The organism is Kamptonema sp. UHCC 0994 (assembly GCF_029167235.1).
In the GTDB taxonomy this organism is placed as follows: Bacteria; Cyanobacteriota; Cyanobacteriia; order Cyanobacteriales; family Microcoleaceae; genus Kamptonema.
Genome location: NZ_JARFTR010000307.1, coordinates 1 through 24,428, shown reverse-complemented (window position 1 = coordinate 24,428; position 24,428 = coordinate 1). Strand labels below are relative to the sequence as shown.

At 43.8% G+C, this 24,428-nt stretch carries 21 protein-coding genes; 5 read left to right on the top strand and 16 right to left on the bottom strand.

Annotated features, from left to right (window positions below):
* Nucleotides 1–50: 50 nt before the first annotated feature.
* From PY364_RS28310 to PY364_RS28280, 7 genes are all read right to left on the bottom strand, one after another.
* The gene (locus tag PY364_RS28310; protein WP_275571038.1) at nucleotides 51–1,454 is read right to left on the bottom strand and encodes a DUF2157 domain-containing protein; all 1,404 of its coding nucleotides are present in this window, start codon (nucleotides 1,452–1,454) and stop codon (nucleotides 51–53) included.
* A gap of 174 nt (nucleotides 1,455–1,628) precedes the next feature.
* Nucleotides 1,629–2,267, bottom strand: a complete 639-nt coding sequence (locus tag PY364_RS28305; protein WP_275571037.1) for a Uma2 family endonuclease — start codon at nucleotides 2,265–2,267, stop codon at nucleotides 1,629–1,631.
* A 180-nt stretch (nucleotides 2,268–2,447) separates the two neighbouring features.
* Complete coding sequence (locus PY364_RS28300; RefSeq protein WP_275571036.1) at nucleotides 2,448–3,122, bottom strand: DivIVA domain-containing protein; 675 nt, start codon at nucleotides 3,120–3,122, stop codon at nucleotides 2,448–2,450.
* Nucleotides 3,123–3,234: 112 nt separating this feature from the next.
* Nucleotides 3,235–3,717 (bottom strand): pantetheine-phosphate adenylyltransferase, encoded by a 483-nt coding sequence (coaD, locus tag PY364_RS28295; protein ID WP_275571035.1) that lies wholly within the window; start codon nucleotides 3,715–3,717, stop codon nucleotides 3,235–3,237.
* Nucleotides 3,718–3,896: 179 nt separating this feature from the next.
* Nucleotides 3,897–4,763 (bottom strand): D-alanyl-D-alanine carboxypeptidase family protein, encoded by an 867-nt coding sequence (locus tag PY364_RS28290; RefSeq protein WP_275571034.1) that lies wholly within the window; start codon nucleotides 4,761–4,763, stop codon nucleotides 3,897–3,899.
* A gap of 296 nt (nucleotides 4,764–5,059) precedes the next feature.
* On the bottom strand, nucleotides 5,060–5,350 hold the full coding sequence (locus PY364_RS28285; RefSeq protein ID WP_275571033.1) for a helix-turn-helix transcriptional regulator: 291 nt from the start codon (nucleotides 5,348–5,350) through the stop codon (nucleotides 5,060–5,062).
* Between the two features lie 109 nt (nucleotides 5,351–5,459).
* The gene (locus PY364_RS28280) at nucleotides 5,460–5,681 is read right to left on the bottom strand and encodes a helix-turn-helix transcriptional regulator (RefSeq protein WP_275571032.1); all 222 of its coding nucleotides are present in this window, start codon (nucleotides 5,679–5,681) and stop codon (nucleotides 5,460–5,462) included.
* 133 nt (nucleotides 5,682–5,814) lie between these two features.
* Between PY364_RS28280 and PY364_RS28275 the strand changes: the two genes are divergently transcribed.
* Nucleotides 5,815–6,255 carry a hypothetical protein gene (locus PY364_RS28275; protein ID WP_275571031.1) on the top strand — a complete coding sequence of 147 codons (441 nt, stop codon included), beginning with the start codon at nucleotides 5,815–5,817 and terminating at the stop codon, nucleotides 6,253–6,255.
* A gap of 222 nt (nucleotides 6,256–6,477) precedes the next feature.
* Here PY364_RS28275 and ilvD read toward each other — a convergent pair whose 3' ends face one another.
* Nucleotides 6,478–8,163 carry a dihydroxy-acid dehydratase gene (gene ilvD, locus PY364_RS28270; protein ID WP_275571030.1) on the bottom strand — a complete coding sequence of 562 codons (1,686 nt, stop codon included), beginning with the start codon at nucleotides 8,161–8,163 and terminating at the stop codon, nucleotides 6,478–6,480.
* Nucleotides 8,164–8,488: 325 nt separating this feature from the next.
* On the opposite strand from ilvD, the gene PY364_RS28265 reads away from it, so the two are divergent.
* The 3 genes from PY364_RS28265 to PY364_RS28255 all read left to right on the top strand — a co-directional run bounded on the left by PY364_RS28265 (nucleotide 8,489) and on the right by PY364_RS28255 (nucleotide 11,172).
* A complete protein-coding gene (locus PY364_RS28265) occupies nucleotides 8,489–9,328 on the top strand; it encodes a pentapeptide repeat-containing protein (protein ID WP_275571029.1) in 840 nt (279 codons plus the stop codon).
* Nucleotides 9,329–9,478: 150 nt separating this feature from the next.
* Nucleotides 9,479–10,471, top strand: coding sequence for a pentapeptide repeat-containing protein (locus PY364_RS28260; protein WP_275571028.1), 993 nt, complete (start codon nucleotides 9,479–9,481; stop codon nucleotides 10,469–10,471).
* 83 nt (nucleotides 10,472–10,554) lie between these two features.
* Nucleotides 10,555–11,172: a CP12 domain-containing protein gene (locus PY364_RS28255; RefSeq protein ID WP_275571027.1), complete on the top strand. Its 618-nt coding sequence runs from the start codon at nucleotides 10,555–10,557 to the stop codon at nucleotides 11,170–11,172.
* A gap of 101 nt (nucleotides 11,173–11,273) precedes the next feature.
* Here PY364_RS28255 and PY364_RS28250 read toward each other — a convergent pair whose 3' ends face one another.
* From PY364_RS28250 to PY364_RS28215, 8 genes are all read right to left on the bottom strand, one after another.
* Entirely contained in the window at nucleotides 11,274–12,773 is a 1,500-nt protein-coding gene (locus tag PY364_RS28250) for a glycosyl hydrolase family 57 (protein ID WP_275571026.1), read from the bottom strand.
* 55 nt (nucleotides 12,774–12,828) lie between these two features.
* Complete coding sequence (locus PY364_RS28245; protein WP_275571025.1) at nucleotides 12,829–16,833, bottom strand: hypothetical protein; 4,005 nt, start codon at nucleotides 16,831–16,833, stop codon at nucleotides 12,829–12,831.
* A 129-nt stretch (nucleotides 16,834–16,962) separates the two neighbouring features.
* A complete protein-coding gene (gene cbiT, locus PY364_RS28240; RefSeq protein ID WP_007354174.1) occupies nucleotides 16,963–17,556 on the bottom strand; it encodes a precorrin-6Y C5,15-methyltransferase subunit CbiT in 594 nt (197 codons plus the stop codon).
* 218 nt (nucleotides 17,557–17,774) lie between these two features.
* A complete protein-coding gene (locus PY364_RS28235; protein ID WP_275571039.1) occupies nucleotides 17,775–19,259 on the bottom strand; it encodes an aminotransferase class I/II-fold pyridoxal phosphate-dependent enzyme in 1,485 nt (494 codons plus the stop codon).
* Nucleotides 19,260–19,663: 404 nt separating this feature from the next.
* Nucleotides 19,664–20,716 carry a GTPase ObgE gene (gene obgE, locus PY364_RS28230; RefSeq protein ID WP_275571024.1) on the bottom strand — a complete coding sequence of 351 codons (1,053 nt, stop codon included), beginning with the start codon at nucleotides 20,714–20,716 and terminating at the stop codon, nucleotides 19,664–19,666.
* A 440-nt stretch (nucleotides 20,717–21,156) separates the two neighbouring features.
* Nucleotides 21,157–21,852, bottom strand: coding sequence for a Mo-dependent nitrogenase C-terminal domain-containing protein (locus PY364_RS28225; protein ID WP_275571023.1), 696 nt, complete (start codon nucleotides 21,850–21,852; stop codon nucleotides 21,157–21,159).
* Nucleotides 21,853–21,961: 109 nt separating this feature from the next.
* Nucleotides 21,962–23,035: a class I SAM-dependent methyltransferase gene (locus PY364_RS28220; protein WP_275571022.1), complete on the bottom strand. Its 1,074-nt coding sequence runs from the start codon at nucleotides 23,033–23,035 to the stop codon at nucleotides 21,962–21,964.
* A gap of 142 nt (nucleotides 23,036–23,177) precedes the next feature.
* Nucleotides 23,178–23,507 (bottom strand): 30S ribosomal protein PSRP-3, encoded by a 330-nt coding sequence (locus PY364_RS28215; protein WP_275571021.1) that lies wholly within the window; start codon nucleotides 23,505–23,507, stop codon nucleotides 23,178–23,180.
* 88 nt (nucleotides 23,508–23,595) lie between these two features.
* Between PY364_RS28215 and PY364_RS28210 the strand changes: the two genes are divergently transcribed.
* Complete coding sequence (locus PY364_RS28210) at nucleotides 23,596–24,399, top strand: TIGR01548 family HAD-type hydrolase (protein ID WP_275571020.1); 804 nt, start codon at nucleotides 23,596–23,598, stop codon at nucleotides 24,397–24,399.
* Nucleotides 24,400–24,428: the final 29 nt, after the last annotated feature.

Genomic DNA, 24,428 nt, shown 5'->3' with positions numbered 1-24,428 from the left:
TACTTACCGCCCAGAGGGCGGCGTTACGTAAATTTTTATCTTGTTCAAGATTACATTCTCATTTCTTCTTGCTTTTTCAGTCTTGCAAAGTGTCTCTCATACCAAAATCCAGCAGCAATTATACCAATTCCGCACAAAGCAAACACAAAAGACTTAAGTAATAGTTCGGTGTTATATTCAAACAAGCGAGTAATAATCTGCAAGGCAATTAACACTATCCCACCCCAAAAAGTAGCTCTATTTCCTAGTGCTAAACCTTCCCTAATTAGACCCACAGCTAAAAGGAATAATAGCACATTAAAAATGAATGTAGCTAGGATGGGAATAGGAGTAAAAGTCAGATTCCAAAGATGAGTTAAGGCTGTAATAGCTAGGAATGCAGCGATCGCATTCGTTGTCAGATCGACTCCCTGACGTTGGGGACGTTTTCTCTCTTGACGACCTAAGCGCAGCCATTCAAACACAGTCAATCCGGCGAAAAACCCTACATCCAGCAACCGAATCCAGTCTATTACAGTTTTATCCTGTATCGAGCTAGGAAAGCTATTCCACAGCCCATAAAAAGAAGTGATATAAAATAGACCTGCAAGAAATAGGAGTGCTAGAGTACGGGCAATAGATTGAAATAGTCTACTGTGTGCTGGAGGCCAAATTAAGTCATCGTAACCCCACAGTAGAGCCGGAGGAAGAACGCAAGCGATCGCGAAACCCCAACCTCCTTTCAATCCCTGGAAAATAGAAACTTCTAGAGAAAAAACTATCGCGATCGCAGCTAGGGTGAAAATCGCACGGGAACGACACCAGTAAGCTAATGGTACAAACATTAAACCAGCTACTAGAGGGAAATGTTGCACCAATATATCAAGCCAAGAAAACTCCTCTTTCGACGACCACCATTGAAATATCCCCAGCCAATAACCCAATCCCATTAGCAGAATGGCCAGAACTCCCAATGAAGTCAAACGCAGGCTATAAGCCATTGCTAATACGCCTAACCCCCAAACGAGGTAAAGACCGTAAGGAGAGCCGCCAATGTGGAACATTTGCGCCATCAGTGCCATATTTGCACCTAAGCTTAAAGCTCCCAAAAGCAATAATCCTTGACCGAGACGTTTTTGCCATCCTATCTGTTGTCGGCTGTTAGATAGGGGAGTTCGCCATACATAAAAGCCACCCGCATTAACTCCCACGAATACGCTCAGCAGTAAGAAAACTCTGAACTCGCGAGGCCACTCTTGCCAATTGGCTGCTACAAAGGTAATTGCACCTAAGCCTAAGAGAATGCCACCCAAGCCAATTAAAATAGCGAGAAAACGATTGCGGGATGCTGTTTCTAGGCTATCGAATTGATAGCGATCGGACAATTGTTCGTATAGTGGAGCGTTAATAAGTCCTTCTTCCTGCCACAGTTTGGCTTCGGAGCGCAACTGGTGGCGAAATTTATCTGAAATCATTTGGTAAAAACCTTATTGACCGCGATTGCTTTCTAAATGTGTCATTTACAAGCTGGTTTTTCTAGAAAGCTAGGACACCTGTGTAAGTTGCACAATGGCTAATTGCTAATTGCTAATTGCTAATTGCTAATTGCTAATTGCTAATTGCTAATTGCTAATTGCTACCTTATGGGACTAGAGATTTTTCTGTACCCAATTTTTTAAAGCTTGAATAGCGTGGGTTCTGCCAGCAACTTGACTCTGCTGAGCGTACTGATTCACCAGTTCGACAATTGGGATATTGGGGAAAGTGGGACTCACCTCCGACTCAATATATTGTTCGGCTTGTAAGACATTGATTTGTAACCCTCGTCGTCCGTATCGCCAAAGTTCGGGTACTCCTAGAACTTGATAATTATCCAACTGCGTGCGAGATGTGAGGTCAATTTCTATTGCTAAATCTGGGGGAGGATCGATACTCAGATCGAGGCGGTTTTTACCGATAACTGCTGCTTGATTTTGAATGTAAAAACAGGCATCTGGTTCCACAGCCTGACTCATACGTTCATTTTTTAACGTTGTCGAACCCAACGACTCAAATGCTATTTGTTGTGCTTCCAACAAAATTTTCACCATGTCCCCAATAATTTCTTTGGCTTTTTCATGTTCGGCCAGAGGAACCATAATTTCTAACCGTCCCTTACTATAGGAAAGTCGAGAAGCACGTCGTTCTCCCAATTCAGCCAAAATATTTTCAAATTGTTGCCAGCTCACACTCTCAACCAGTAATTGCTGACCTGGTTGAATCCTCAATTGTCTTAACTCTAATAGCATAATTGTTCATCTATTAGGGGCTAGGGGCTAGGGGCTAGGGGCTAGGGGCTAGGGAAAGAAGGGAAAGAGGAGGAAGAAGGGAATAGAATCAGCGAGTTTGGTGAAACTTAGAACTTCTTAACCAACGAAAGCGGTTGCTATAACAACTAACAACTAACCACTAACAACTAACCAATTAGTTTAATGTTTTTGAGGTGGGATATTGCTGTCTAACTGCTGCCGACCATTGCGGATTACCCGCAACATTTCAGTTAGCTGCTGCTCGATATTATCAAGTGCGTGGTCAGCGTAGTCGTCGGCTCCGTTTTGAATTTCTTCACATTCAGCGATCGCTCTGGCTCTGATTTCGTCTAATTCTTGTTGAGCCTGATAGCGAATCTGTTCAATTTCTGCGATCGTAGCTTGCTGGATTGCCTCGCAATCCAACTGGACTTGTTGCCGTAATTGATCTGCTTCTACTTTCGCCTGCTGAATCAGACCCATTTCGTTCAAAAGCTCAGAGGCCCGCTGTTCGGCTGCTTCGATAATTTCTTGAGCGTAGAGTTCGGCTTCTTGGATCAGTTCGTCTTTGTGGCGGATCACCAGTTCGGCTTCTTGAAAGGCGATCGGCAAATTCAGCCGCACTAGATCGAGTTGGTCGAGTAATTGTTCTTCATCAATGAGGGTGCGTCGAGTCAGAGGAATGCGGGGACTGTCGAGAACGATCTCTTCAAGGCGGTTGAGTTCCCGCTGAATATCTACCCCTGCTGCTCGCGTGGCTTCCCCGTAGGAAGCTACAGTTGGAGGCGATTCAGTCTCGGTGCTGTGTCCGTTAGTATCTGGTTCGATGCGGGTTGAGTCCTGCTGGCGTAACATTTGCAAATATCCTATGTACTGCCTGTTGACGAGGGTTAAGGGCTGTTCACAACAGTTAACAGCCAACGGTCAATTTTTGCAACAAACCTAATGTATTAAAAATAGCTCATTTTTATGGTAAGTTTTTGTAACATTTATAAATATCTACAGCGACGTGCTTCGGTACAAGATGATCGACGGAGCCGCCAAATCTGGCTATCTCTTTGACTACACTACTACTTAAAAAGCTGTACTCGTTGGAAGTCGCTAGAAATACTGTCTCTATTTCGCCCAAGAGGGTTTTATTAGTATGGGCCATTTGGAGTTCCATTTCAAAGTCTGTTAATACGCGCAGTCCTCGCAGCAATACCTTGGCTTGCCGCATTCTGGCGTAGTTTACTGTTAAACCCTCGAAGCTAGCTATTTCTACGTTGGGTAGGTGTTGGGTGGAGTTGCGAATCTGGTCTATTCTTTCTTCGACGGTAAATAGGGGACTTTTATTAGGATTTCGTAGAACGGCTACTATCACTTCCTCGAAGAGTTTGCAGCCTCTTTCGATGATGTCGAGATGACCGAAGGTGATAGGGTCGAAGCTGCCAGGATAGATTGCAATCACAAGGAGGAATATCTGGGTTACTGAGCAATTATAGGATATGGCGCAATGGAAGTTTTGAGATTGTTTCAGTTTGCTTCGTTGCACTCGCAAACCCTAAATCCTGCGGGTAGGCTACACTAACCCAGTTTTGAGGCGATAAGAGTAAGGAACCTCCCCCATCTCCCCCGCTCCCCCGCTCCCTACCTCCCCTTAAGAGAATGGGCTTTGTAGAAGGTTTCTAAGCTGTTGCGATCGCCTACATAGCGCCAGTGCCAGGGTTCGTAGCTTACGCCTTGGAAATTGTTCTTAGGGAAGGACATCTCGAAGCTGAAATATGCGGCGTTGGCTTGCAGCCATTTGAAGGCGATTGTATTTTCAAAATTTTGGCTGAGGTTGGTTTCGGGGGCGCTACCGTCGCCGATGTCGATCGCATAGCCGGTGTGGTGTTCGCTGTAGCCTGGAGGGGCGCTAACTTCTGCTCGTTTGCTGGGTGCTTGTCCTCGTTCTGCTTTGATGTCAAAAAATACGTGCTGTTGGTCATCTACGGAACGAAAACCGGAAATAGGGGCAAAGTAGATTCCTTCTGCGGCGGCGGCGTTTGCCATTTCTTGATATTTGGCTGCTGCTGCTTTTCGTAGTTTGAGGCTGCCGTCGGGGGTGATTGGTTGGAGTTCGGCGGCGGGTGCTTCTTCGTAGGGTAAGTGTCCCAGCAGGTTGTCTGGGGTAGTGGAGGCAACAGGGGTTTCTGATGCAGCAGGTGAAGTTTGAGCCGAGGGTAATGCTGGGCTGGTTGGGGCTGTTGAGGGTGAGTTTGCTAATGCGGCTGTGTTTTGTTCGCTTTGGGCGGATGGAGAAATTCCTGGTATTAGGTTGTATCGCATTTGTAGCCATAGGCTGGCGGCTAATGCGATCGCGCCTAATCCAGCTAATCTCCAGATTAGCCATTTTTTTTCTTGCTGATGGGGTTGATGTTGTGCGTCGGGGGTGTCGCGCACTGCCTCTGGAATGTCGTCGGCGGCAAGCTCTGAGGCTTTTGGAGGTTTTCTCTTTAGACTAGCGTTATCCAAGCCAGCTTCACTCCTGCACTTCAATCAAGTCTTAACGTTAAAGATTGTAACTGAGACTGGTAAATCGATAGCAAATACTAGGACAACCAGCTATATCTATAACACCTCATAAATTCTTTCCGATCTGGAATTTTACTTCTGGGGCGATCGCGATCGCCCCTTTGTTTGCTGTTAGGACTTACGCACGATGTAGGAAAAATTAGGGTTTGGGATTGCTAAGCCCTAACGGGCAGGCTACGCCAACGCTGGGCTCGCAATGACATAATTACATTAGGTCTGCGTAAGTCCTGGCTTTTTTACCCACCCACTTTTGAGTCGGCAATCTCTGCAATCCCGTTGTCGATTAACCGCTTGGGTCTTCCCGGTTTGCGCTTGTGCCGTTGATTCATTGATTTTTGGCTTGCTGTTGCCATCTCTTCTGGGGTACATTGAAACAGCCGTAAGGCTTCTAGGTATTTGTTGGGGGTCATGGTGGGTTCTGTGCGCCCCGTTTCCCAGTTGCGAACGCTGGTTTCGCTGATGCCGAGTCTGGCTGCAATTTCTGCACGGGTCAGCCCCGCACGTTCTCTCAGGGCTTCCAGATCCATATTTTTGAGGCTCCCTCGTAAAATGTCAAACTACTTTTTGAAAATGAGTTTACATTATATAGCAAAATTATCTAAATTCGATCGCTATACAGATTAATAGCGATCGCGCTTACTCTTCGACTACTTCAAACAAGTCCTCTATGATTACGTCAAATGTCCGGGCTAGTTTCCGCAAGGCTGTTAGGTCTGCCATTTCCATACCCTGTGAGCGAGCATAGCTTTTGACTGTGTTGTAGCATACACCTGAGCGATCGGCTACTTCTTTGAGCGTCCAGCCTTCTCTAGCTGCAAACTCTTTGATGCGTAACTTTACTAATTCGCCTCTTGACATAGGGTGAAATTTCACCTATAATTTTTCATATAAAAGCGATCGCCCCTAGCCTTGCAAACTTACGGGCGATCCCTAATCAGATAAAGTCCCATCGAAATGGGATGCACCTACAAAAAAAGGAGATGCACATACAATGATATCAACAGAACAGGTAAAAGCCAAGTTTTTGCATCCACTTGCTCGATTTGTTACTAAAGAAGCGATCGCACAACTGCTGAAAGTCAAGCTAGAAAGGATTCGCGAGGTTCGATGCTGGCGATATGTGATTCACGTTGTGGGGGTTGGGATTAGCCGGTTTGTGAGTTACGGGGATATACCGCCGATTTTGGGGGTGGAACCGCCGACACAGGAAGACTGTGCTCGGTGGCGGAAGCGTTGGCGGAAGACTCAGCAGCAAGCGCCAGCTTTTTGGGTGGATTTTTACGAGGGGAAATTTCGGCAATGCGATCGCGTGGAAGAGCTTTTTAACTGGGGTAAATTAGTAGGTAAGATTAAGCATGGTTTATTATTATCCCAGATTGAGTTTCTACGAAATATTTATTGCGTAGTGAAAGAGTGTATTGCTAGGGGCTAGGGAAGAAGGGACTAGGGGCTAGGGAAGAAGGAAAGAGAATTGCTTCAGCAATTCAGAGTGTCTTAAACGCCTTGGCGGTTGCTATAATTACACAACTAACAACTAACAACTAATCTTAAAAAGTATTGCTACAATCCTGATGTTTAGTTCACTTCGTTACACCCAACCGTTAACAGTTAACGGTTAACAGTTAACAGTTAACAGTTAACCATTAACAGTTAGTTAACCCAAACCTAAATCCGTAACAGCACCAACACTACTAGAAGAAACTAACTTCGCATATTTAGCCAATACGCCAACAGTATAACGGGGTTTAGGAGCCACCCAATTAGCACGTCGCCGCTCTAATTCTGCATCCGAAATATTAATTTGTAACAAACGACCAGGAGCATCAATTGTAATCGAATCTCCCTCTTCCACAAGTGCGATCGCACCTCCAACTTGGGCTTCCGGTGCGACATGACCTACAACCATCCCGTAAGTCCCGCCAGAAAACCTTCCATCAGTAATTAACCCCACAGAATCGCCCAAACCAGCACCAATAATAGCCGAAGTTGGAGCTAACATTTCCCGCATTCCTGGCCCACCTTTTGGCCCTTCATAGCGGATGACAATTATATCTCCAGCTTTAATTTTTCCTGCTAGAATTGCATCTAAACAGTTTTCCTCAGATTCAAATACCCGTGCTGGGCCAGTAATTACTGCTTTCTTAACACCAGTAATCTTAGCAACCGCACCTTCCGTTGCCAGATTTCCCCTCAAAATTGCCAAGTGTCCTTGAGCGTACATGGGCTTATTCCAAGGGCGAATTACATCTTGGTTAGAGCGAGGTTCCGAGGGAATATCTGCTAAAACTTCGGCAATAGTTTGACCTGTAATTGTGATAGCATCACCGTGTAACAGACCGCGATCGAGCAGCATTTTCATCACCTGCGGAATGCCGCCAGCTTTGTGCAAATCTGTGGCGACATAGCGGCCACTAGGTTTAAGGTCGCAGAGTACGGGTACTTTAGCTCTGATAGTTTCAAAGTCGTCTATGGCTAATTCTACGCCAGCGGCATGGGCGATCGCTAAAAGGTGTAGCACTGCATTTGTCGAACCGCCTACCGCCATAATCACCGCGATCGCATTTTCAAACGCCTTGCGAGTCAAAATCTGGCGGGGAAGTAACTGCGATCGAATTGCATCCACCAACACCGCCGCCGACTTTTGGGCGCTTTCAGCCTTTTCTGCATCCTCAGCAGCCATCGTCGAAGAAAAGGGCAAACTCATCCCCATCGCTTCAAAAGCCGAAGACATCGTATTGGCAGTATACATCCCGCCGCAGGAACCCGCACCAGGACAAGCTTTGCGTTCAACTTCCAAAAGTTCGGCATTGTCAATTTTACCAGCACTGAATTGACCAACAGCTTCAAAAGCGCTAACAACAGTCAAATCAGAGCCATTATGATGCCCCGGTTTAATCGTGCCACCGTAGACAAAAATAGCAGGTATATTTATCCGAGCGATCGCAATCATCGCCCCCGGCATATTCTTATCGCAGCCACCAATCGCCAGCACTCCATCCATACTCTGGCCATTACAAACCGTCTCAATCGAATCAGCAATCACCTCCCTAGAAACCAGAGAATATTTCATCCCCTCAGTCCCCATCGAAATCCCATCGCTGATCGTAATCGTACCGAACATCTGGGGCATAGCACCGGCTTGTTTCACCCCAAATTCAGCCTTCAGGGCCAAATCGTTCAAACCCATATTGCAAGGAGTGATCGTGCTGTACCCATTAGCAATACCCACAATCGGCTTAGTAAAATCCCCATCACCAAAACCGACAGCTCTTAACATCGCCCGGTTAGGCGATCGCTGAGTTCCTTGAGTAACAACGTGACTTCTCAAATTTTCCGACATGATCTATTTCCTTTGTCTGTTCACTGGCGGCGTTACGTTAGTGATGTGTAATTCCTAATCTACTATTAATTGTCTCAGAATCCATGACAGTTTAGATCGCCCCAGAGCAGATAGTCTTTAGGCATGGCAAACAACCATAAAAGCTACAACTTCCAGCCTGAAGCTATGCTTATCTGGGATAATCTCTATGATTTACAATACCCACCACTCTCCAATAAGACTTACGCTTACAGTACGGCTATTTGCTTAACCGCCCAGAGGGCGGGGTTACGAGCAAATCTTAGCTTAAGTCCGATCAAACTGAAAACATTGCGAGGCAAATGACATGGAGGCCGATGAAATTCTGAGGCAATATGCGGCCGGAGAAAGAAATTTTCGCGAAATCAACCTGATGGGCTGCAACCTCAAAGGAGTAGACTTGAGCGATGCCAACTTTAGTCGAGCGAACCTGCAAAAAGCCAACTTGAGCGGAGCATTACTCATAGGAGCGAACCTGCGAGAGGTCAAACTAATCGGAGCAGATTTGACCGAAGCCAACCTCACCGACTCTAACTTAATCGGCACCGACCTTACAAACGCTAACCTAAGCGGAGCAATTCTCACCGGAGCTAATTTACGAGGTTCAATGGCGAGAGATGTCAACCTCAGCAAAGCAAATTTAAGCGGAGCCAACCTGACAGAAGCCAACCTGACGGGAGCGAATTTGTTTGCGGCCAACCTGACGGAAGCAAGCATGATCCGCACCAACTTAATGAAAGCAGTCCTGAGTTGGTCAATTCTCAAAGCGGTCAACCTCACAAACGCTCTTCTAAACGAGTCAGTGCTAGAAAGAGCTAACCTCACTCAGGCAATTCTCAGTGGAGCCTCCCTCAATGGAGCAAACCTCAGCGGGGCCGATTTGCGCCAAGTAATCATGATTGGGTCTAATTTAAGCAATGCCAACCTGAGTCAGGCAAACCTGAGAGTAGCAAATGTAAGTTGGTCAACTTTGCGCGGGGCTAATTTAACTGGAGCTAATTTGTACCGAGCCAAATTGAATTGGTCAAATTTAAGCGGAGCGATTCTGGTAGAAGCAGTTTTGATTGACGCTAACATCGATCGCGCTAATTTGCGGGATGTAGATATGAGAAGGGCAATTATGCCCAACGGCACAACCTTTGATTAAAAGTTCTTTTAAGAGTCCTTTAAAAATACGATCGGGAGTCTTTCTTGTTTGCATTTATAGCTACCAGCATATTTCTGTACAACTTATGTGGTATGCCAGAAGTAGGACAACCCGCGCCTGCACTGGCTACAAGTTTAGGAGAGAGCGCAGATGGAAGTTAAAGAACTGCTCGATCGCTACGCATCAGGACAAAGAGATTTTGCCGAAGTAAATCTGATTGGCGCACACTTGACAAAAGCGCATTTGGAGGGGGCAAACTTAGCAGGAGCGTCTTTGGCAGGAGCAAATTTAAGTCGCGCCTACCTATACGAGACAAACCTCTCAGGTGCTTTCCTCTACAGCAGCAATCTGAGTTTTGTGAAGCTGGGAAAGGGATATCTCACCGATGCCGACATGACAAAAGCGGATCTCAGAGGAGCTTTTTTGGTAAAGTCGGATCTCGTGCGAGCGAAATTGAGTGGAGCAATGTTAGCGGGTGTGAACCTGCGCTCAGCTAACCTTTCGGGGGTGAATCTGTCGGGTGCGAATCTGAGCGGAATTAACCTGCGCTCTGCCAATCTTACAGGAGCTAATCTGCGTTGGGCAAATATGACCAGAGCTAGATTGAGCCGAGCTGTACTGGATGGAGCAATTCTCACTGGTATCAACTTTAGTAAAGCTCATTTGGTGGACGTTGACTTTCACGGGATGGATTTAAACGGAGTTAATTTCAGTGAGGCAAAACTTCAAGATGCAAATTTTTGTGCCTGTAACCTCACAGCAACTAACTTCAGTGGTGCCGAATTGCAGCGGGTGAATTTACAGGATGCGGCTCTGAATGGAGCTAACTTGAAGGAGGCTAATCTTAATGAAGCTAATTTGAGTTATGCAATTCTAAAGAGAGCTGACTTATCTGGCGCTATTCTGAGGCGAGCAGATTTGAGTGCAGCTAATTTTAATTTAGCTATTTTACAAGAGGCTGACTTGAGCGATGCGAACCTGGAAGGCGCTTATTTATGGAAGGCGGAGCTTTCACAGGCGGTGTTAAGGGGGGCTGATTTACGAAATGCCAGTCTTCGGGGAGCTACTATTGAGGGTGCAGATTTGCAGGATGCAAATTTGAGCGGCGCTACGTGGCCGGATGGTAGTATAGCTAGGGATTAGGGATTAGGGACGAGGGGCTCTCTTGCTAGGGAAGAAGGGAAGAAGAGAATAAAATTAAGTAAATAAGATTAGAGGAAAAGCTAATGATGATGAAAGCGGAAGATATTATGACTACAGAAGTAGTTACCATTCGTGGTTCGGCAACCGTAGCTGAAGCGGTGACGATGATGAACGATTTGTGTTTGCGTGCCTTGATTGTTGAACGCCGCCACGAGCAGGATGCTTATGGGATTGTGACTGAGACAGATATTGTTTACAAGGTGGCTGCTTTTGGAAAAGACCCGGCAAATGTGCGTGTCTATGAGATTATGACTAAGCCTTGTATTGTGGTGAATCCTGAGTTGGGTGTGGAATATGTGGCTCGCCTGTTTGCCAATACTCGCATTCGCCGCGCTCCTGTGATTAAGGATACGCTGGTGGGGATAATTTCAATCACTGATATTCTGAATAAAAGTGATTTCGTGAGTAAACCAAAAAGTGTTTTACTCGAACAACAAATCGAGAAAGCTATCTTGGATGCCAGGGCTATCTGTACAGAAAAAGGCGCTACTTCTAAAGACTGTGCTGTTGCTTGGGAGATTGTTGAGGAACTGCAAGCTGAGGCTTCTCATCAGCGGGCAATAAAGGTTGAAAAGACGGCTTTCGATCTATATTGTGAGGAAAATCCAGAGGCGGCAGAAGCGCGGATGTACGAGAGTTAAAGGTAAATCTTTGTTGTTTACGCACGATTACGTAACGCCGCCATCCTGGCGGTATTCTTACCGCCAGGATGGCGGCGTTACGGATAGTTTTGCGTAACCGATTAAAGTTTCACTAAAGCCTCACCGCGCTGAGAGAGAGTGCGAGCATAATCAGTCCACATTCCTTGTCCCCAGTACCGAAAACAGCTTGTTTGAAGCAATAAGTTATACATCAAAGCTTGCTGATATTCAGGTTGCTTAGTTACTGAGGAATCTTGCTGTAATAAAGGGTCATACTTTTTGTGAAATGCAGCGCTGAGTTGAGTCATGGGGCCTAAAACATTTTCATATCCTTTAACCCAACTCAAATCATTTGTCCAAGAAGCGCCATCCATGTGAAAATTGTGGTCTGTTTGTTTCAAATCTTCTATTGCCTTTTCTACTGCTTCTGACGTAGAATTTTCTGAGGAAACTCGCTGCCATATTTTGTGTTGATTAACTGCTTGACAAGGGGGATAATTCTCAGGATTTACACCTGCTGCTTCAATTATCTCTAAATATTCAGTGCCATTAAGGGCGACAACACCTGATTTTCCGCCGCCTTGTTCGCGGACTTCATGGCAAGCTTTGAAGAAGGCACTAGGAAATTCATTCATCATTACGCCGCCATTTTCCCCGTCAGCAATTTGAGTAACTAAAGAGGGAATAGTGATGTTATCAATTTGTTGTTTGTTCCGCCCTTTTGCCTCATAATAAGGCTGCATTTGACCTACTAATTTGGTATCAGAACCTTGGGTTTTAATCAAGACAGTAATGCTGGCTGTTTCGCCAGAGGAATTACGGGCGACTAAACGATTGGGGATATATTTTTGATCCTGTTGTAGTGGCGAACCGTCTAAATTTTCGATTGAATGTTCCTGCACCATTAGCCAACGATAGCCGCATTCTTTCAGGGCTTTGACATATTCATAGAGGGTATCTGGATGATTTGGCAAGTGCATTTCTGGAGGAGAAAAACCTTTGACGCGCTTCAAAGCATCGTAACCAAAAATAGCAGCAAAGTGATGTTGCCATGCGACTATTTGTAGTTTAATATCGGGAATTGGGGTAGAGGGAACGACGGCGTGACTCCACATTGTCCCTAACCATTCTACATAAGGTTGATATTGAGGATCGCAGGTAATTCGTTTAAGATTGTTGAGTATATCTTCACGCCCCATTTGGTGCAATCCCCACAACAAATTACCTGAATAATCGAGCATAATCCGAGGATTACAACCTTCAGCAATCAGTTTAGGAATAAATTCTCCCATGCGGCCATAGCAATAGGAAAATACCTCTGCATTGTGGTTGTCTCCTTGGCCGGGATGTTCAAACATATACTGGAGATTGCTGATTGGGGAACCATTAATTCCCGCAGGTACGGTGGGTTGGTGCATATGTAAGGCACAGGCAAATCCCGCCACAATGTCTTTGAATTGTAAATTTGTGCTAGGTAAAAATACTGGCTGATTTTCTTGAACTGTGGCACTGATTTCTGCTTCAAAACCGCAGATATTGGGTAATTCTGAGTTTAATTCTTCTAAAACGGGTAGGGTGAGAGCTGGAGTTTGTCTAGTCATTTAATTTTCCTTGATATTCACTGTCATCATACTCTGATGTGAGTTTTTGTACAAACTATTCCCAAGCTTGTAACTGGTTAATCCAATTTTGGACTAAAGCAGAAATGCGATCTCTCCGTGTTTCAAAAGTGGCTGCTATCCAAATAAAAATAATACCAAAAGCTAAACCAATTACCCATTTAATAAAGGGATAGTCGAAAATCAAAATTACTAACTGATAGAAAGCATTGATTAAAAATACCACACTACCGATGAATAAAAAAGCCCGAATTCGTAAGCCTAAGCCAGCTAAAAGTGCGGCTAAACTAAACATTCCAGGTACTAAACCATTACCGTGCTGAGTTAGTAAAGCTACGCCGCAAATTAATCCAGATCCTACCATGCGTAATAGATGGCGAGTATCTTTTTGCGGAGGTAATTTAAGTTCAGGATCTACTTGAGCAATGTATAATAAAGTGAATCCTAAAGGTGTTACATATAACTCTGGCTGAGTTAATCCTATGCCATCGAACCAGCGCCAAAGTACCCAGTCAATAAGTAGGGAACTAATGTAAGTAAAGCGGATTTGGTTGTTATCCCAAGCTAGGAAGATATAGAAGGCGGCTGTTATTAGTAAACTAAGAAGATGAAATTCACCTCGACTTTCTGCAATGGCAATTATTGGCAGGAGAAATGCTACTATTTTCCAAGGTTTTTTTGACCAACCCCAATTTTCCCAAGGTAGGATGTAGATACAATAGGCAATTACTGATGCGATGGCAGTTTTCCACAAAAATAGCGGCCCGGTAATTAAGCGTACTACGGGTGTATTCAGCCAGTAAAGTCTAATAGCAAATGCTTCAATCCAACCGATGTAAACCCAAGTTTCTCCCCATTGAGGATAAGGATGATTGCGACCTTGAAAAATTGCATATTGAACTAGGAAAGCACCAGTCCCTAATCCTAAAAACATTGCTGATTGAATGGGATTGGCTGAGGCTATAACTAGGAGTAAGCTACTGCAAATCCAGTGTATGTGAGCAATATTTTTGATTTCTTGAGGGGTGAGATGCAAATAGTTAATCAACCAAGGATAAAGTAGACGATAGGCATAGACAATCGTAGTACCCAGAGTTGCTAAGGCAATTAATCCATCGCCAATAGCGCCGCCTGATAATTGGCTGAGTTGATAAATTAGTAATTCGCAGGCAGAAAGGGAAATGCCAATTATTCCTAAATAAACAAGGGGTTTGAATTCTGGTTTCCGTCTACCAATGCCGATGGCGATTAAGGATATGCCTAAAGAAGTTAAGCCAGTCCAACTGGTGAAAGTGTGCGATCGCAACATTAGTCCTAATGTACCATAAAGCAATGGTATAATATGAATACTAGGGAAAATGTCGCGATTTGGATCTCTATTTCTCCACCAATCTCCTAACAGTTGAGTAACTAAACCCAAGGCGATATTTGCAATTGCCAAATAAACAGTTTGACTGTCTGTAAAGCCTAATATTTCTGCTGTTAGTAATTCTAAGGCCCAAGCTAACCCGTAAATTGCCCAAGGTGAAGGTTGTTGATAGCTACGGTAAGCAATAGCTGCTATGGTTAGAAGGACTGTAATAATGGCTTGAATTGATGGACTAAAAGTAACATAAGTGAGTTTTTCGTACAAACCAAAGGAGTGAATTGTTAAACTTACTAATAATAAGCAACAGATTAGTATCGCCCAATTATCTGCGGCTTTTGCGTAAATTTGCTTGAGTGGTACTTGGTTATTTTCCCTCTCTCTAAGGCTGGTAGTACGAATTAAAAAATCGCGAATTAGCCACAAACTGGTAAGCGCGATTGCGCCTACTATTAACCAAGCTGATGCTGATTGTCGGGGAAATCCTAGCACTCCTTCTAAAAGTAAACTACCGCAGAAAGTTAGTCCAAATCCTATGGTAGTTACTGCTAAAGAAGATAGGGGTAAATAGTAAGTATTGATTAACATCAACCCCGTTGCTAAGCTTAAACTAATTAATCGATTTCCTGGTGAACTTAGCGTTAGAACTTGAACAGCTAGCAAAGCAATTGTACTTAATAGGATTGCTGTCCTTCTTTGACGTGAATCTGTGTATTTGCCAACAGTAGTTAAAGCTATAGGTGTTACTAGCCACGACAAAGACCAATCCAGATAATTTAGGGAACTTTTGTATGACGTTGCATAATAATCGGTTAATAAAATAAAGCTCAATCCTGCTAAAGCTAATCCTAAGTGCCAACAACTTTTGACGGCGGAAGGTAGTAGATTTAGCCTAGAATTACTCACTGTTTCTACGTTGGCATTTGCTTTGACAAATAATCCCCATTCTACTAGCATTATTGAAAGCATGATTATTGACCATAGGGCTTGATTGAGAGTGGGAAAAAATAGGTGTATCCCAGAAAATATTGTTGACAAGCCGATAATGTGAGTTAGGTAAACGGGGATTTCAATGTTAGGATTTAAGGGTGTGAGATTAGGTGTAGATAATGAAACCTGACTAGGATTTTCTGCGATCGCATATTGCCATGTAACCCATCCTAAAACTAAGGTAGAGCATAGTAAATTCAGAGTTAGTAGGAGAGGATTGATTGAACTGATAATCGTTAAAATTATCCCGAAAAAAACTGCAATTCCTTCTCCAAAGCCAGCAAGTTGATACTGGCGCTGACGATACAACCATTGTGTTAAACTAACTGTTAAAATTAGGTAAGGAAATAGCGCTAGGCTCAGCAATGTCCAAGGATTTTCCTGAGAATTCATGAGTTGAGTTAAAATAGCGATAGTTTGTGTTTTAAATTCAAAGGGAATTAGCCGCCAAAATAGCAAAATTGCCTGAAGTCCAATCCCAAATAAAATCAACAAATCAATCCGTCGCCAGAATCGAACTAAGCGACTACTAAAAAACCATAAAGCCAGGCCGCTAACTGCGATCGCTTGACCTGGAATATCCCATATAGAAACCCACCAACCGATAGCTAATAAAGCGCCTCCCACTGCTTCCCAGTTGAATACTTTTGCAGGAGTTGGCTGAGTAGATATATCGCTTTGTTGCTGTTGGTCTAGCCATGCTAAAAGCGCCCCACAAATACCCAACGCTAAACCCAATTGATTGATTTCTATACCTTTAACAAATATGGCTCTTCCTAGCAAGATTGCCAAAGCATAGACTACTAAAGCTGCTTTTTTAGAAGGAAGAAAATCGGTTCTTAAAGCTAATGTTTGGCTTACATCCTCTCCCTCTCTTAGAGTCGATTTCGGCTGACGAGTTTGATAGAATGTAATAATGGCAGTGCTAATTGTCCCCAAATAAACAGCAATTAATGCTCCTCCCGGTAATATCCAGCCTGAATGTAAATAACTCAAAGCTAAATGATTAATAGCAGTTAACTTAGTGGTTTCTTGTTGTCTTTCCGATTGCTGTTTAACGAGTTTCCAAGTAATAAATGTCAGAATTAAGGCTGCAACTAATGCTACTACCCAATTTAAGGGATATTGCCATAGTCCAAAGGTATCCATTGCCCAAAAATTTATCGGTACTAGCAATAATGTCACCAGTTGCAAAGTTTGAGCTGTCAATTGCAAATTATTTTGTTTACTAACCCAGGTGCTAATGCCCCAAAATGTCAAAGTATAACCTAGTAAAACTCCATATTGTCCAGCCGCAGGAAAACGCTCCCACTGAGACGCGGCGAGAACTCCAGAGGATATTACTACTAAAAATACTCCTAAAAATAGCAGCCAAACTACACTTAGTTCTGCCATGAGTGACTGCAAAACTGATGTAATAAAATTGGGAGTAGCAGGAGATTTTACCTGTGTTTCACGAGTAGCGTTAGCAGGTAAAAGAGGCGTTGTTGTTGCTGTAGGAATTCTAAAACGCTCGGCGGCTGGTTCTGGTAGGCGACATACTAGGTATTTGTAGCATAGTTGTTTGACCTGAGTTTCTGAGAGTAAACCCAGATGCAGCCAAGCATCTAGACCGGCTAATAATTGCGGGTGAGAAGCTTGAACAATCAACTCAATTTCATTTGGCTGACTTCGTGGGGAGGACATCAGTTCTAGCTTTTATGATTTGGTTTGTTTCCAGTTTACAGCGGTTTTCAACAAAATAATAGGTTAACTAAACAAGAAGCAACAAACAATAGCTTTAATACTAAAATAAGCCATTATACTATCGCCAATCTAATCCAACTTTTCCCCACTTAGAATAAAAATGGGATCTACAGCCGCAAAAGTTTGATGAATTCCCCGCGTTTCTAAACGGTTAACGGCCGACTGCACCACCTCAATATTGCGAACTTGTAACTCTGCAAACCCCTCAGAAAGAGCATACAAACTCTCCAAATTTCCCGCAGTCGCAACAACTCGACCTTGGGGTTGCAAATACCGCCAAACTTCTTGGAGAATGACTTTAAGTGGTCTACCTCCCTCAATACAAACTCGGTGAGGACGAGAGGGCAAATCTTTAAGGCATTCTGGGGCACTACCTTCAATTACTTCTACATTTTTGAGTTCAAAGCGATCGCAATTTCTCCGAATCAAACTCGCGACTTCCTCATCGCGTTCTATGGCAATAATTTGGCCTTTAGGGCATAATAAACCTGTTTCAACTGCGATCGTTCCAGTACCCGCGCCGATATCCCACACCACCGAGTCTGCTTGCAGACGTAAATGGGAAATTAACAGCAATCTACTTTCTCGCTTACTCATCGGAATACCGGGTAAACGCTCAAATAAATCATCAGAAATACCGGGGGTAACATAGGGCCAAAGCATAATAAGAAGGGGCTAGGGGTTAGGGGCTAGGGGTTAGGGAAATAAGGGATTAGGGGTTAGGGATGAATATAGAAAAAGGGGTTAGGGGCTAGGAAGAATATAGAAGAACTATCTAACTCATAAAAACACTGTTTTTAAGAAAATCAAGAGTAATGCTAGGGGTGCTATAGATTTTTGTGAATAATTCTATCACTTTGACAGTGTAGAAATATTAATAATTAATCTTTTACTACCTTAAACGTTTTGAGGGTTGGATCGCTGCATCCTGTTATACATCCACCCAAAATCAAGACTTCTTGTAGATATTCTACCGCTTCCTGGGTAATGATTTCACCGGGAATCAAAATTGGGATTCCAGGGGGATAGGGACAAATGATCTCAGCACTGATGCGATCGCAAGCCCTATCTACTAATACCACCTCCGCCGTTGCAAAGAAAGCGTCGCGCGGGGAGAGGAGATGGGGAGAGGGGGAGATGGGGAGAGGGGGAGATGGGGAGAGGGGGAGATGGGGAGAGGGGGATTTTTCTGGGTGATTTCGCCTTTTTTGGGTATTATTTATTGTTAAATTTCGGTGGGAAATAGCCATAAAAGCTTCAATTAAACTGTCGATATCTGACTCTGTATTTCCCAGACTAATAATAAATGTCAAATGCTTTAACATGGGTAATTCAGCAGTCACACCTAATTCTTCATTAAGAATTTCATCAACGGCAAAGCCACTCAATCCTAAATCAGATACTTTAACAGTTAACCTAGTTGAATCTAAGGCCACAAAACCAGGAGTATTTAAAACTCCTAAAACTGATAAGCCTGGAATTTCACTAAGGCGCGATCGCGCTGTCTCAGCTAACATTAAAGTTCGCATCATTAACTCTTCTCCATGCAGTGCCATTTGCTGACGAGCTGCATCTAAAGATGCTAAAAGTAGATAACTAGGACTGGTAGATTGAACCAATTGTAAGGCTCTATTTATTCTAGATATATTAATATAATTTCCCTGAACGTGCAACATAGAAGCCTGAGTCATCGCACCCAGAACTTTATGAGTAGATTGTACCGTTAAATCCGCACCACAACTCAAGGCAGTTCTTGGTAAATCTGGATGAAAATTGAAATGTGCGCCATGCGCTTCATCTACTAATAAAGGAATATGATATTGATGTGTAAGTTGCGCGATCTCCTCTAAATTTCCACATACGCCGTGATAAGTTGGATAAACTACCATCACCGCTTTAGCATCGGGATGTTGTTCTAAGGAAATTGCTAAGTTTTTCGGTGTAATACAGTTAGCTATATCCCAATCAGCATCATATTCAGGATTAACAAAAATTGGAATTGCACCAGAAAGAATTAAACCTGAAATAGCCGATTGATGGATATTTCGAGGTAAAATAATCTTGTCTCCCTGACTGCAAGTAGCCAAAATTGCAGCTACGATCCCGCAAGTTGAACCGTTAGTTAAAAACCAAGTAAATTCTGCACCAAATGCCTCAGCAGCTAACTGTTGTGCTTCTAAAATTACACCTTCTGGGGCAAATAGATTATCTAACTCTGGTAACTCTGGCAAATCTGCTTGAAATACAGCTATTCCTAACAAGTCAGAAAGGGGTTTTGATATGCCAACCCCCCGCTTATGTCCAGGTGCATAAAATGGTGCATTGGACTTATTTGTACAATCTCGTAAGGCATCTAGTAAAGGCATTTTTACTTGAGACTTTATCCGTGACACGCTTAATCCTTTTAATCTACAGGACTTAGGTATTATAACGGTGTAGCAAGGTTTGGGGATTACTTCACTACGTTCGCAATGACAAAAATAAGTTGTTTTTGCGAACGATCTAACAAGGTTTGGGCGATTGCTTCACTACGTTCGCAATGACAAAAATAAGTTGTTTTTGCGAACGATCTAACAAGGTTTGGGCGATTGCTTCACTACGTTCGCAATGACAAAAATAAGTTGTTTTGCGAACGATCTAACAAGGCTTGGGCGATTGCTTCACTACGTTCGCAATGACAGAAATAAGTTCCTTTTGCGAACGTAGTAACAAGGTTTTGAGATTACTTCACTACATGACAAAAGTAAGTTTCTTTTACGTAAGTCTTAATCTATTTTAGGGGAATTGCTAACTCCGCAGACTGGCGTTCTTCGCGTTCCTTCTCATTCATTTCATCAAGTTTACCCCATACTTCTTGCATTAACTCTTCTAAACCAACACGGCTAACAGCAGAAATCAATAAAACAGGAGATCCACTTAGTTCACTTAGTCTACTAATTAGACTATGAATTTCCTCACTTTCAGTATCAATCGCATCCACTTTATTGACAGCTAAAATTAGTTGTCGATCCGCCAAACCTCGCCCGTAAGCTTTTAACTCTTCCTGAATAGTTAGATAATTTGCAATGGGATCTTCATCAGTAATATCAATCAAATGCAGCAATAAACGAGTACGTTCAATATGGCGTAAAAAGTCATGACCAAGACCAGCACCCGCGTGTGCTCCCTCAATTAACCCTGGAATATCAGCAAAAACTGTGCCGTCACCGGTAGGCTTTCTCACGACTCCTAAATTCGGTACTAAAGTTGTAAATGGGTAATCTGCTATTTTGGGTCTCGCCGCAGACAAAGCAGAAATTAGCGTAGATTTACCAGCATTTGGTAAACCAATAATTCCCACTTCAGCTAATAGTTTTAACTCTAGCCGCAACATCCGTACTTCACCATCTTTTCCCGGCATAGCATAATCGGGAGCGCGGTTAGAATTGGTCAAAAAACATTTATTTCCCAATCCACCTTTACCTCCTTGAGCAACACAAAGAGTTTGACCAGGTTTAATTAAATCTCCGAGAAGTTCGTTAGTTTCAGCATCATATACAACTGTGCCACAAGGAACCTCAATAGTGCGTTCGCTTCCCTGAGCTCCTGTCATATTTTTTGGCCCGCCGCGTTTGCCATCTTCTCCTTTAAAAATGCGGGCGTATCTAAAATCTAGTAATGTTTGTAGGCGTTCTACTGCTACCATATTTACAGAACCGCCTTTGCCACCATTGCCGCCGGAAGGCCCGCCGGCTGGGACGTATTTCTCCCGACGAAATGCTACCATACCGTCGCCGCCTTTGCCAGCTACGACTTGAATTTCTGCCTGATCTATGAATTGCATAATTTTGTAATGGGTAATGGGTAATGGGTAATTGCTAATAGCTAATGGCTAATGGCTAATGGCTAATGGCTAATTGGTAATGGCTAATTGGTAATGGCTAATGGCTAAGAGCTAATTAGTATAGAATTTAGGTACAGTAAGTCTGCTATATTAGCGCTGAATTTACCGCCAAGATGGCGGCGTTACGGATGATTTTAGATAATCCTTTGGTAGTAAAATTAGGGCGGGTTGAGCGCTTCGCGAAACTCATCTTAAAAGTTTTGTTAACCGTTAATGGTTTAAAGGTTTAACTGTTAATGGTTGACGGTTAACAAATTTAATTAAGATAGTTGGGTTTGGCTGCCCTTAACCCAACCTATGTTTTAAATTACAATTAGCAATTACCAATTAGCCATTAGCCATTAGCCATTAGCCATTAGCCATTAGCTATTAGCCATTACCTAGCAATATTCCGAAATATCCTCTTTACAGTCATCTGCCAAATAGGAGAGAGCTCGGAAGCGCAAACCTACTAATTGATCGTAGAGGGGATTCAGCTTGCACATTGGGGGAATGTGAACTAGCTTGTGGCCGAATAGAGTGATATCTCGCTCAAAAGGACACTGAGGGGGAATCATTTTGCAGACAAAATGAGCCAGACTGGGATCGTGGATTTCCCACCCATCTAGCCATACTCTAACAGGTTGCAAGACATCTCTGTGGGGACTGCGATCGCGCGCCGCCTTAAATGCCCGCTCTTCCTCTGATGCAGCAGCATTATTCGTATCTTCTATAGTGTGTCGCAAAGCCGCGATCGCATCCACCTTCACCCCAAAAGCGTCGCAAAGCTCATGCAGCAATTCATCTTCGCAGAAAGAATATATACCGTCTGCTAGAGCCACCATTACTGCTGTCCTCAAAAAATTCTCAGCAGTCACCCTGTCTTGCCCTAAAACAGCCACTAATTCCTGTGGCGATATGGGTTCAAAAATCGCATCAACTGATGCCTCCTCTGCAAATTCAGCTTGAGTTAAGGAAGCAATCAAATCTTGCTCGCCTTCATCAAAATTACCATCGGCCCAGGCAATGGTTAATAAGCCGCGCAGCCAAACCGAAATCTGTTCGTTAGTGTAGGAAGTTTTCACAATTTCAGTCATAACGATCGTTACGAATTCATCAAAAGCTGTACTAAATTACATTCGCAAGATATATTTATCCCCTTTCTCTTTCCTCCTCAGCAAACTGAAACAATCTCTCATAAATTTATTAAAGCCGCCGACACAAAATCCAGCGTAATTCCATTGGGGGACGGGCATTTGCCATTGGGAATACATCTCTGCCAGTTGCCCAACTAGAAAACCAAGGCGTAGGAGGCCACGCCCCTGGTGGCAAGTTGTGCTGTTCGTACTCAAACACTAACTCATTGGAGATTTGTACTAGCGGCAATCCTTCCATTGCTGCTGCTAATTCTTTGGGGGTAAATAGGGTAGACCATGACATTTGCGCCACTTCTCGAACCAGGGAATCCGGTTCGTAGCCATCGGCGGTTAAAAAGATGCTAAATAGTAAGAAGCCGCCAGAGCAAAGGAAATCGCACATTTTAGCTAATAATAGCCGGACTTGATCGGACTCTCGAAAATGGGAAATCAGTTCAGCCGCGATCGCAATTTGGTAATTAGCCGGACGCATCCGCACCAACGGATCGAGTACATCCCCCAAAGTCACATTCACAGGCAACTTTTCTGCCTCAACGGCAACTCGCAACTGTTCGACAAAACCCGCAGTTAACTCGATCGCATCCACAGGGTGGCCCAGTCTTGCCAAGGGTAATGTATTACGTCCTGTTCCTGCTCCTACATCCAAAATCCTGACTTTGCTAGGTTCGCCTAATTTAGCAGCAATTGCCATCAATTTTGCATCTGGATAAGAGCCGAAAAGAGGCGGTTCTCTTGTCTCTACCCATATCTTATACTGGTCTCCCATTGTCGAGCTGGCAATTACTAATTTACAAGCTAAACCAGTTTGAGGAGGCTGAACTGATTCGTATTGGAGAATTAGCATTGAAGCAGTGGAAACGCTAAACCCCGTAGCTAATTTACTTGCTACAAGCTGGCGCAATTCTGTTTGTTTTTCTGGAGGCAGTGGCCGACCGAGAGCGTGAAACAATTGGTCTATCCAGTTAAGATAATGCTCCAGCATCCCCGGTATGCAAGGGAAAACCACCTCGCCACGAGCAGTAATGCGAGTATTAACTTTGTAAAGGATAGCCTGTTGTAGAACATCGGGGTTAGTTATCAGCGGCAAGTTTTCGCTGTTGTCAACTGTATTTTCACTGCCCATAAAACCTACAGCTTTTGAGCTGGTTAATACAGTTTCTTGGCGGGTTAATATTGATTTCGACCGTGCCGTTATTACTCATAAAATCCTTAGAGTTAACAGTTAACAGTTAACGGTTAACAGTTAACAGTTAACAGTTAACTACTTAGTTGCTGCCGGTAAAAGTTACTTCTGGAAATTTTTCCTGAGCTTTTGCCATTGGTTGCCGTCTGCCTTCTTCTTGCCAGTAGTTAATGACTTCTGTAGCTTTATTGAGAATTTCGACGCGATCGTTGTCGGCAATCCAGTGTTTAGCTTCCAGTTCGTTTTTTAGCTCTTCCCAGGCATCTTTGCGGGGCCAGAAAAAGTAGGCTGTTAAAGGGCTGGTGCCTTTGCCTACAACTTGGTCAACGGCGAGGGCAACGTTCTCTTCTAACCAGAGAACCTTTAAGATGAACTTGGATACCAAACCAATTTCCGGTGTAGACTTAGCCATGTCAAAAAATTAATACAATCGTTAATTATACCACAATATTAGCAGATTGTAGATGAAAAGTTTAAATTTTATGAGAGCTTAAGGATTGATGCCAAAGAAAAAAGTTATTGTTGTGTTTGATATTGACGGGGTGGTGCGGGATGTGGGGGGATCGTACCGACGCGCGATCGCAGATACAGTTGAGCATTTCACCTCATCCGCCTATCGTCCCACCTCTGAGGATATCGACAGCCTCAAGTCTGAGGGTGTGTGGAATAACGACTGGGATGCCTCCCAAGAGTTAGTTTACCGTTACTTTGAGGCCAAAAGTCAGGCGCGATCGCAACTTGATTTAAACCGGGATGCCTTAGTTGCCTTTTTCCAAAGTCGCTATCGAGGGTCTGAACTAGAAAACTGGACTGGTTATATCTGCTCTGAACCTTTGCTGCTACAGCCAGCCTATCTGGAAAGTCTAACTCAAGGGGCGATCGCTTGGGGATTTTTCAGCGGCGCGATGCGAGCAGAAGCCCTTTATGTCTTACAAGGTAAACTCGGCTTAACCTCACCAGTGCTTGTAGCGATGGAAGACGCACCAGGAAAACCAGACCCAACTGGACTATTCGCAACAATTAAGCAACTTCAATACCAGCAGGGAATAGATGAGGCTACCCCAGTGATTTATGTCGGTGATACCGTTGCTGATATGTACACAGTTGAAAAGGCGCGAAAACTTCAGCCGTCTAGGGTTTGGGTAGGTGTAGGAATTTTACCCCCTCACGTTCAGCAGACTCAAGAACGCCGAGACTCCTACGCCGCTACTTTGATGAAAGCAGGTGCAGCAATGGTTTTCAGCAATGTTGAAGAGTTGACACCAGTAGAAATTGAGAAATTAGCGATCGCTCATCAACCGTAACGCCGCCCTCCGGGCGGTAATTCAACCGC

Coding starts and splice junctions, on each gene's coding strand:
- PY364_RS28305 (WP_275571037.1), bottom strand. CDS start 2,267: ATGCTATTAGAGTTAAGACAATTGAGGATTCAACCAGGTCAGCAATTA.
- PY364_RS28235 (WP_275571039.1), bottom strand. CDS start 19,259: ATGCCTTTACTAGATGCCTTACGAGATTGTACAAATAAGTCCAATGCA.
- PY364_RS28225 (WP_275571023.1), bottom strand. CDS start 21,852: ATGACTGAAATTGTGAAAACTTCCTACACTAACGAACAGATTTCGGTT.
- ilvD (WP_275571030.1), bottom strand. CDS start 8,163: ATGTCGGAAAATTTGAGAAGTCACGTTGTTACTCAAGGAACTCAGCGA.
- PY364_RS28260 (WP_275571028.1), top strand. CDS start 9,479: ATGGAAGTTAAAGAACTGCTCGATCGCTACGCATCAGGACAAAGAGAT.
- PY364_RS28300 (WP_275571036.1), bottom strand. CDS start 3,122: ATGTTACGCCAGCAGGACTCAACCCGCATCGAACCAGATACTAACGGA.
- PY364_RS28275 (WP_275571031.1), top strand. CDS start 5,815: ATGATATCAACAGAACAGGTAAAAGCCAAGTTTTTGCATCCACTTGCT.
- PY364_RS28285 (WP_275571033.1), bottom strand. CDS start 5,350: ATGGATCTGGAAGCCCTGAGAGAACGTGCGGGGCTGACCCGTGCAGAA.
- PY364_RS28220 (WP_275571022.1), bottom strand. CDS start 23,035: ATGGGCAGTGAAAATACAGTTGACAACAGCGAAAACTTGCCGCTGATA.
- PY364_RS28250 (WP_275571026.1), bottom strand. CDS start 12,773: ATGACTAGACAAACTCCAGCTCTCACCCTACCCGTTTTAGAAGAATTA.
- PY364_RS28245 (WP_275571025.1), bottom strand. CDS start 16,833: ATGTCCTCCCCACGAAGTCAGCCAAATGAAATTGAGTTGATTGTTCAA.
- PY364_RS28255 (WP_275571027.1), top strand. CDS start 10,555: ATGATGATGAAAGCGGAAGATATTATGACTACAGAAGTAGTTACCATT.
- PY364_RS28210 (WP_275571020.1), top strand. CDS start 23,596: ATGCCAAAGAAAAAAGTTATTGTTGTGTTTGATATTGACGGGGTGGTG.
- PY364_RS28265 (WP_275571029.1), top strand. CDS start 8,489: ATGGAGGCCGATGAAATTCTGAGGCAATATGCGGCCGGAGAAAGAAAT.
- PY364_RS28215 (WP_275571021.1), bottom strand. CDS start 23,507: ATGGCTAAGTCTACACCGGAAATTGGTTTGGTATCCAAGTTCATCTTA.
- obgE (WP_275571024.1), bottom strand. CDS start 20,716: ATGCAATTCATAGATCAGGCAGAAATTCAAGTCGTAGCTGGCAAAGGC.
- PY364_RS28310 (WP_275571038.1), bottom strand. CDS start 1,454: ATGATTTCAGATAAATTTCGCCACCAGTTGCGCTCCGAAGCCAAACTG.
- cbiT (WP_007354174.1), bottom strand. CDS start 17,556: ATGCTTTGGCCCTATGTTACCCCCGGTATTTCTGATGATTTATTTGAG.
- PY364_RS28280 (WP_275571032.1), bottom strand. CDS start 5,681: ATGTCAAGAGGCGAATTAGTAAAGTTACGCATCAAAGAGTTTGCAGCT.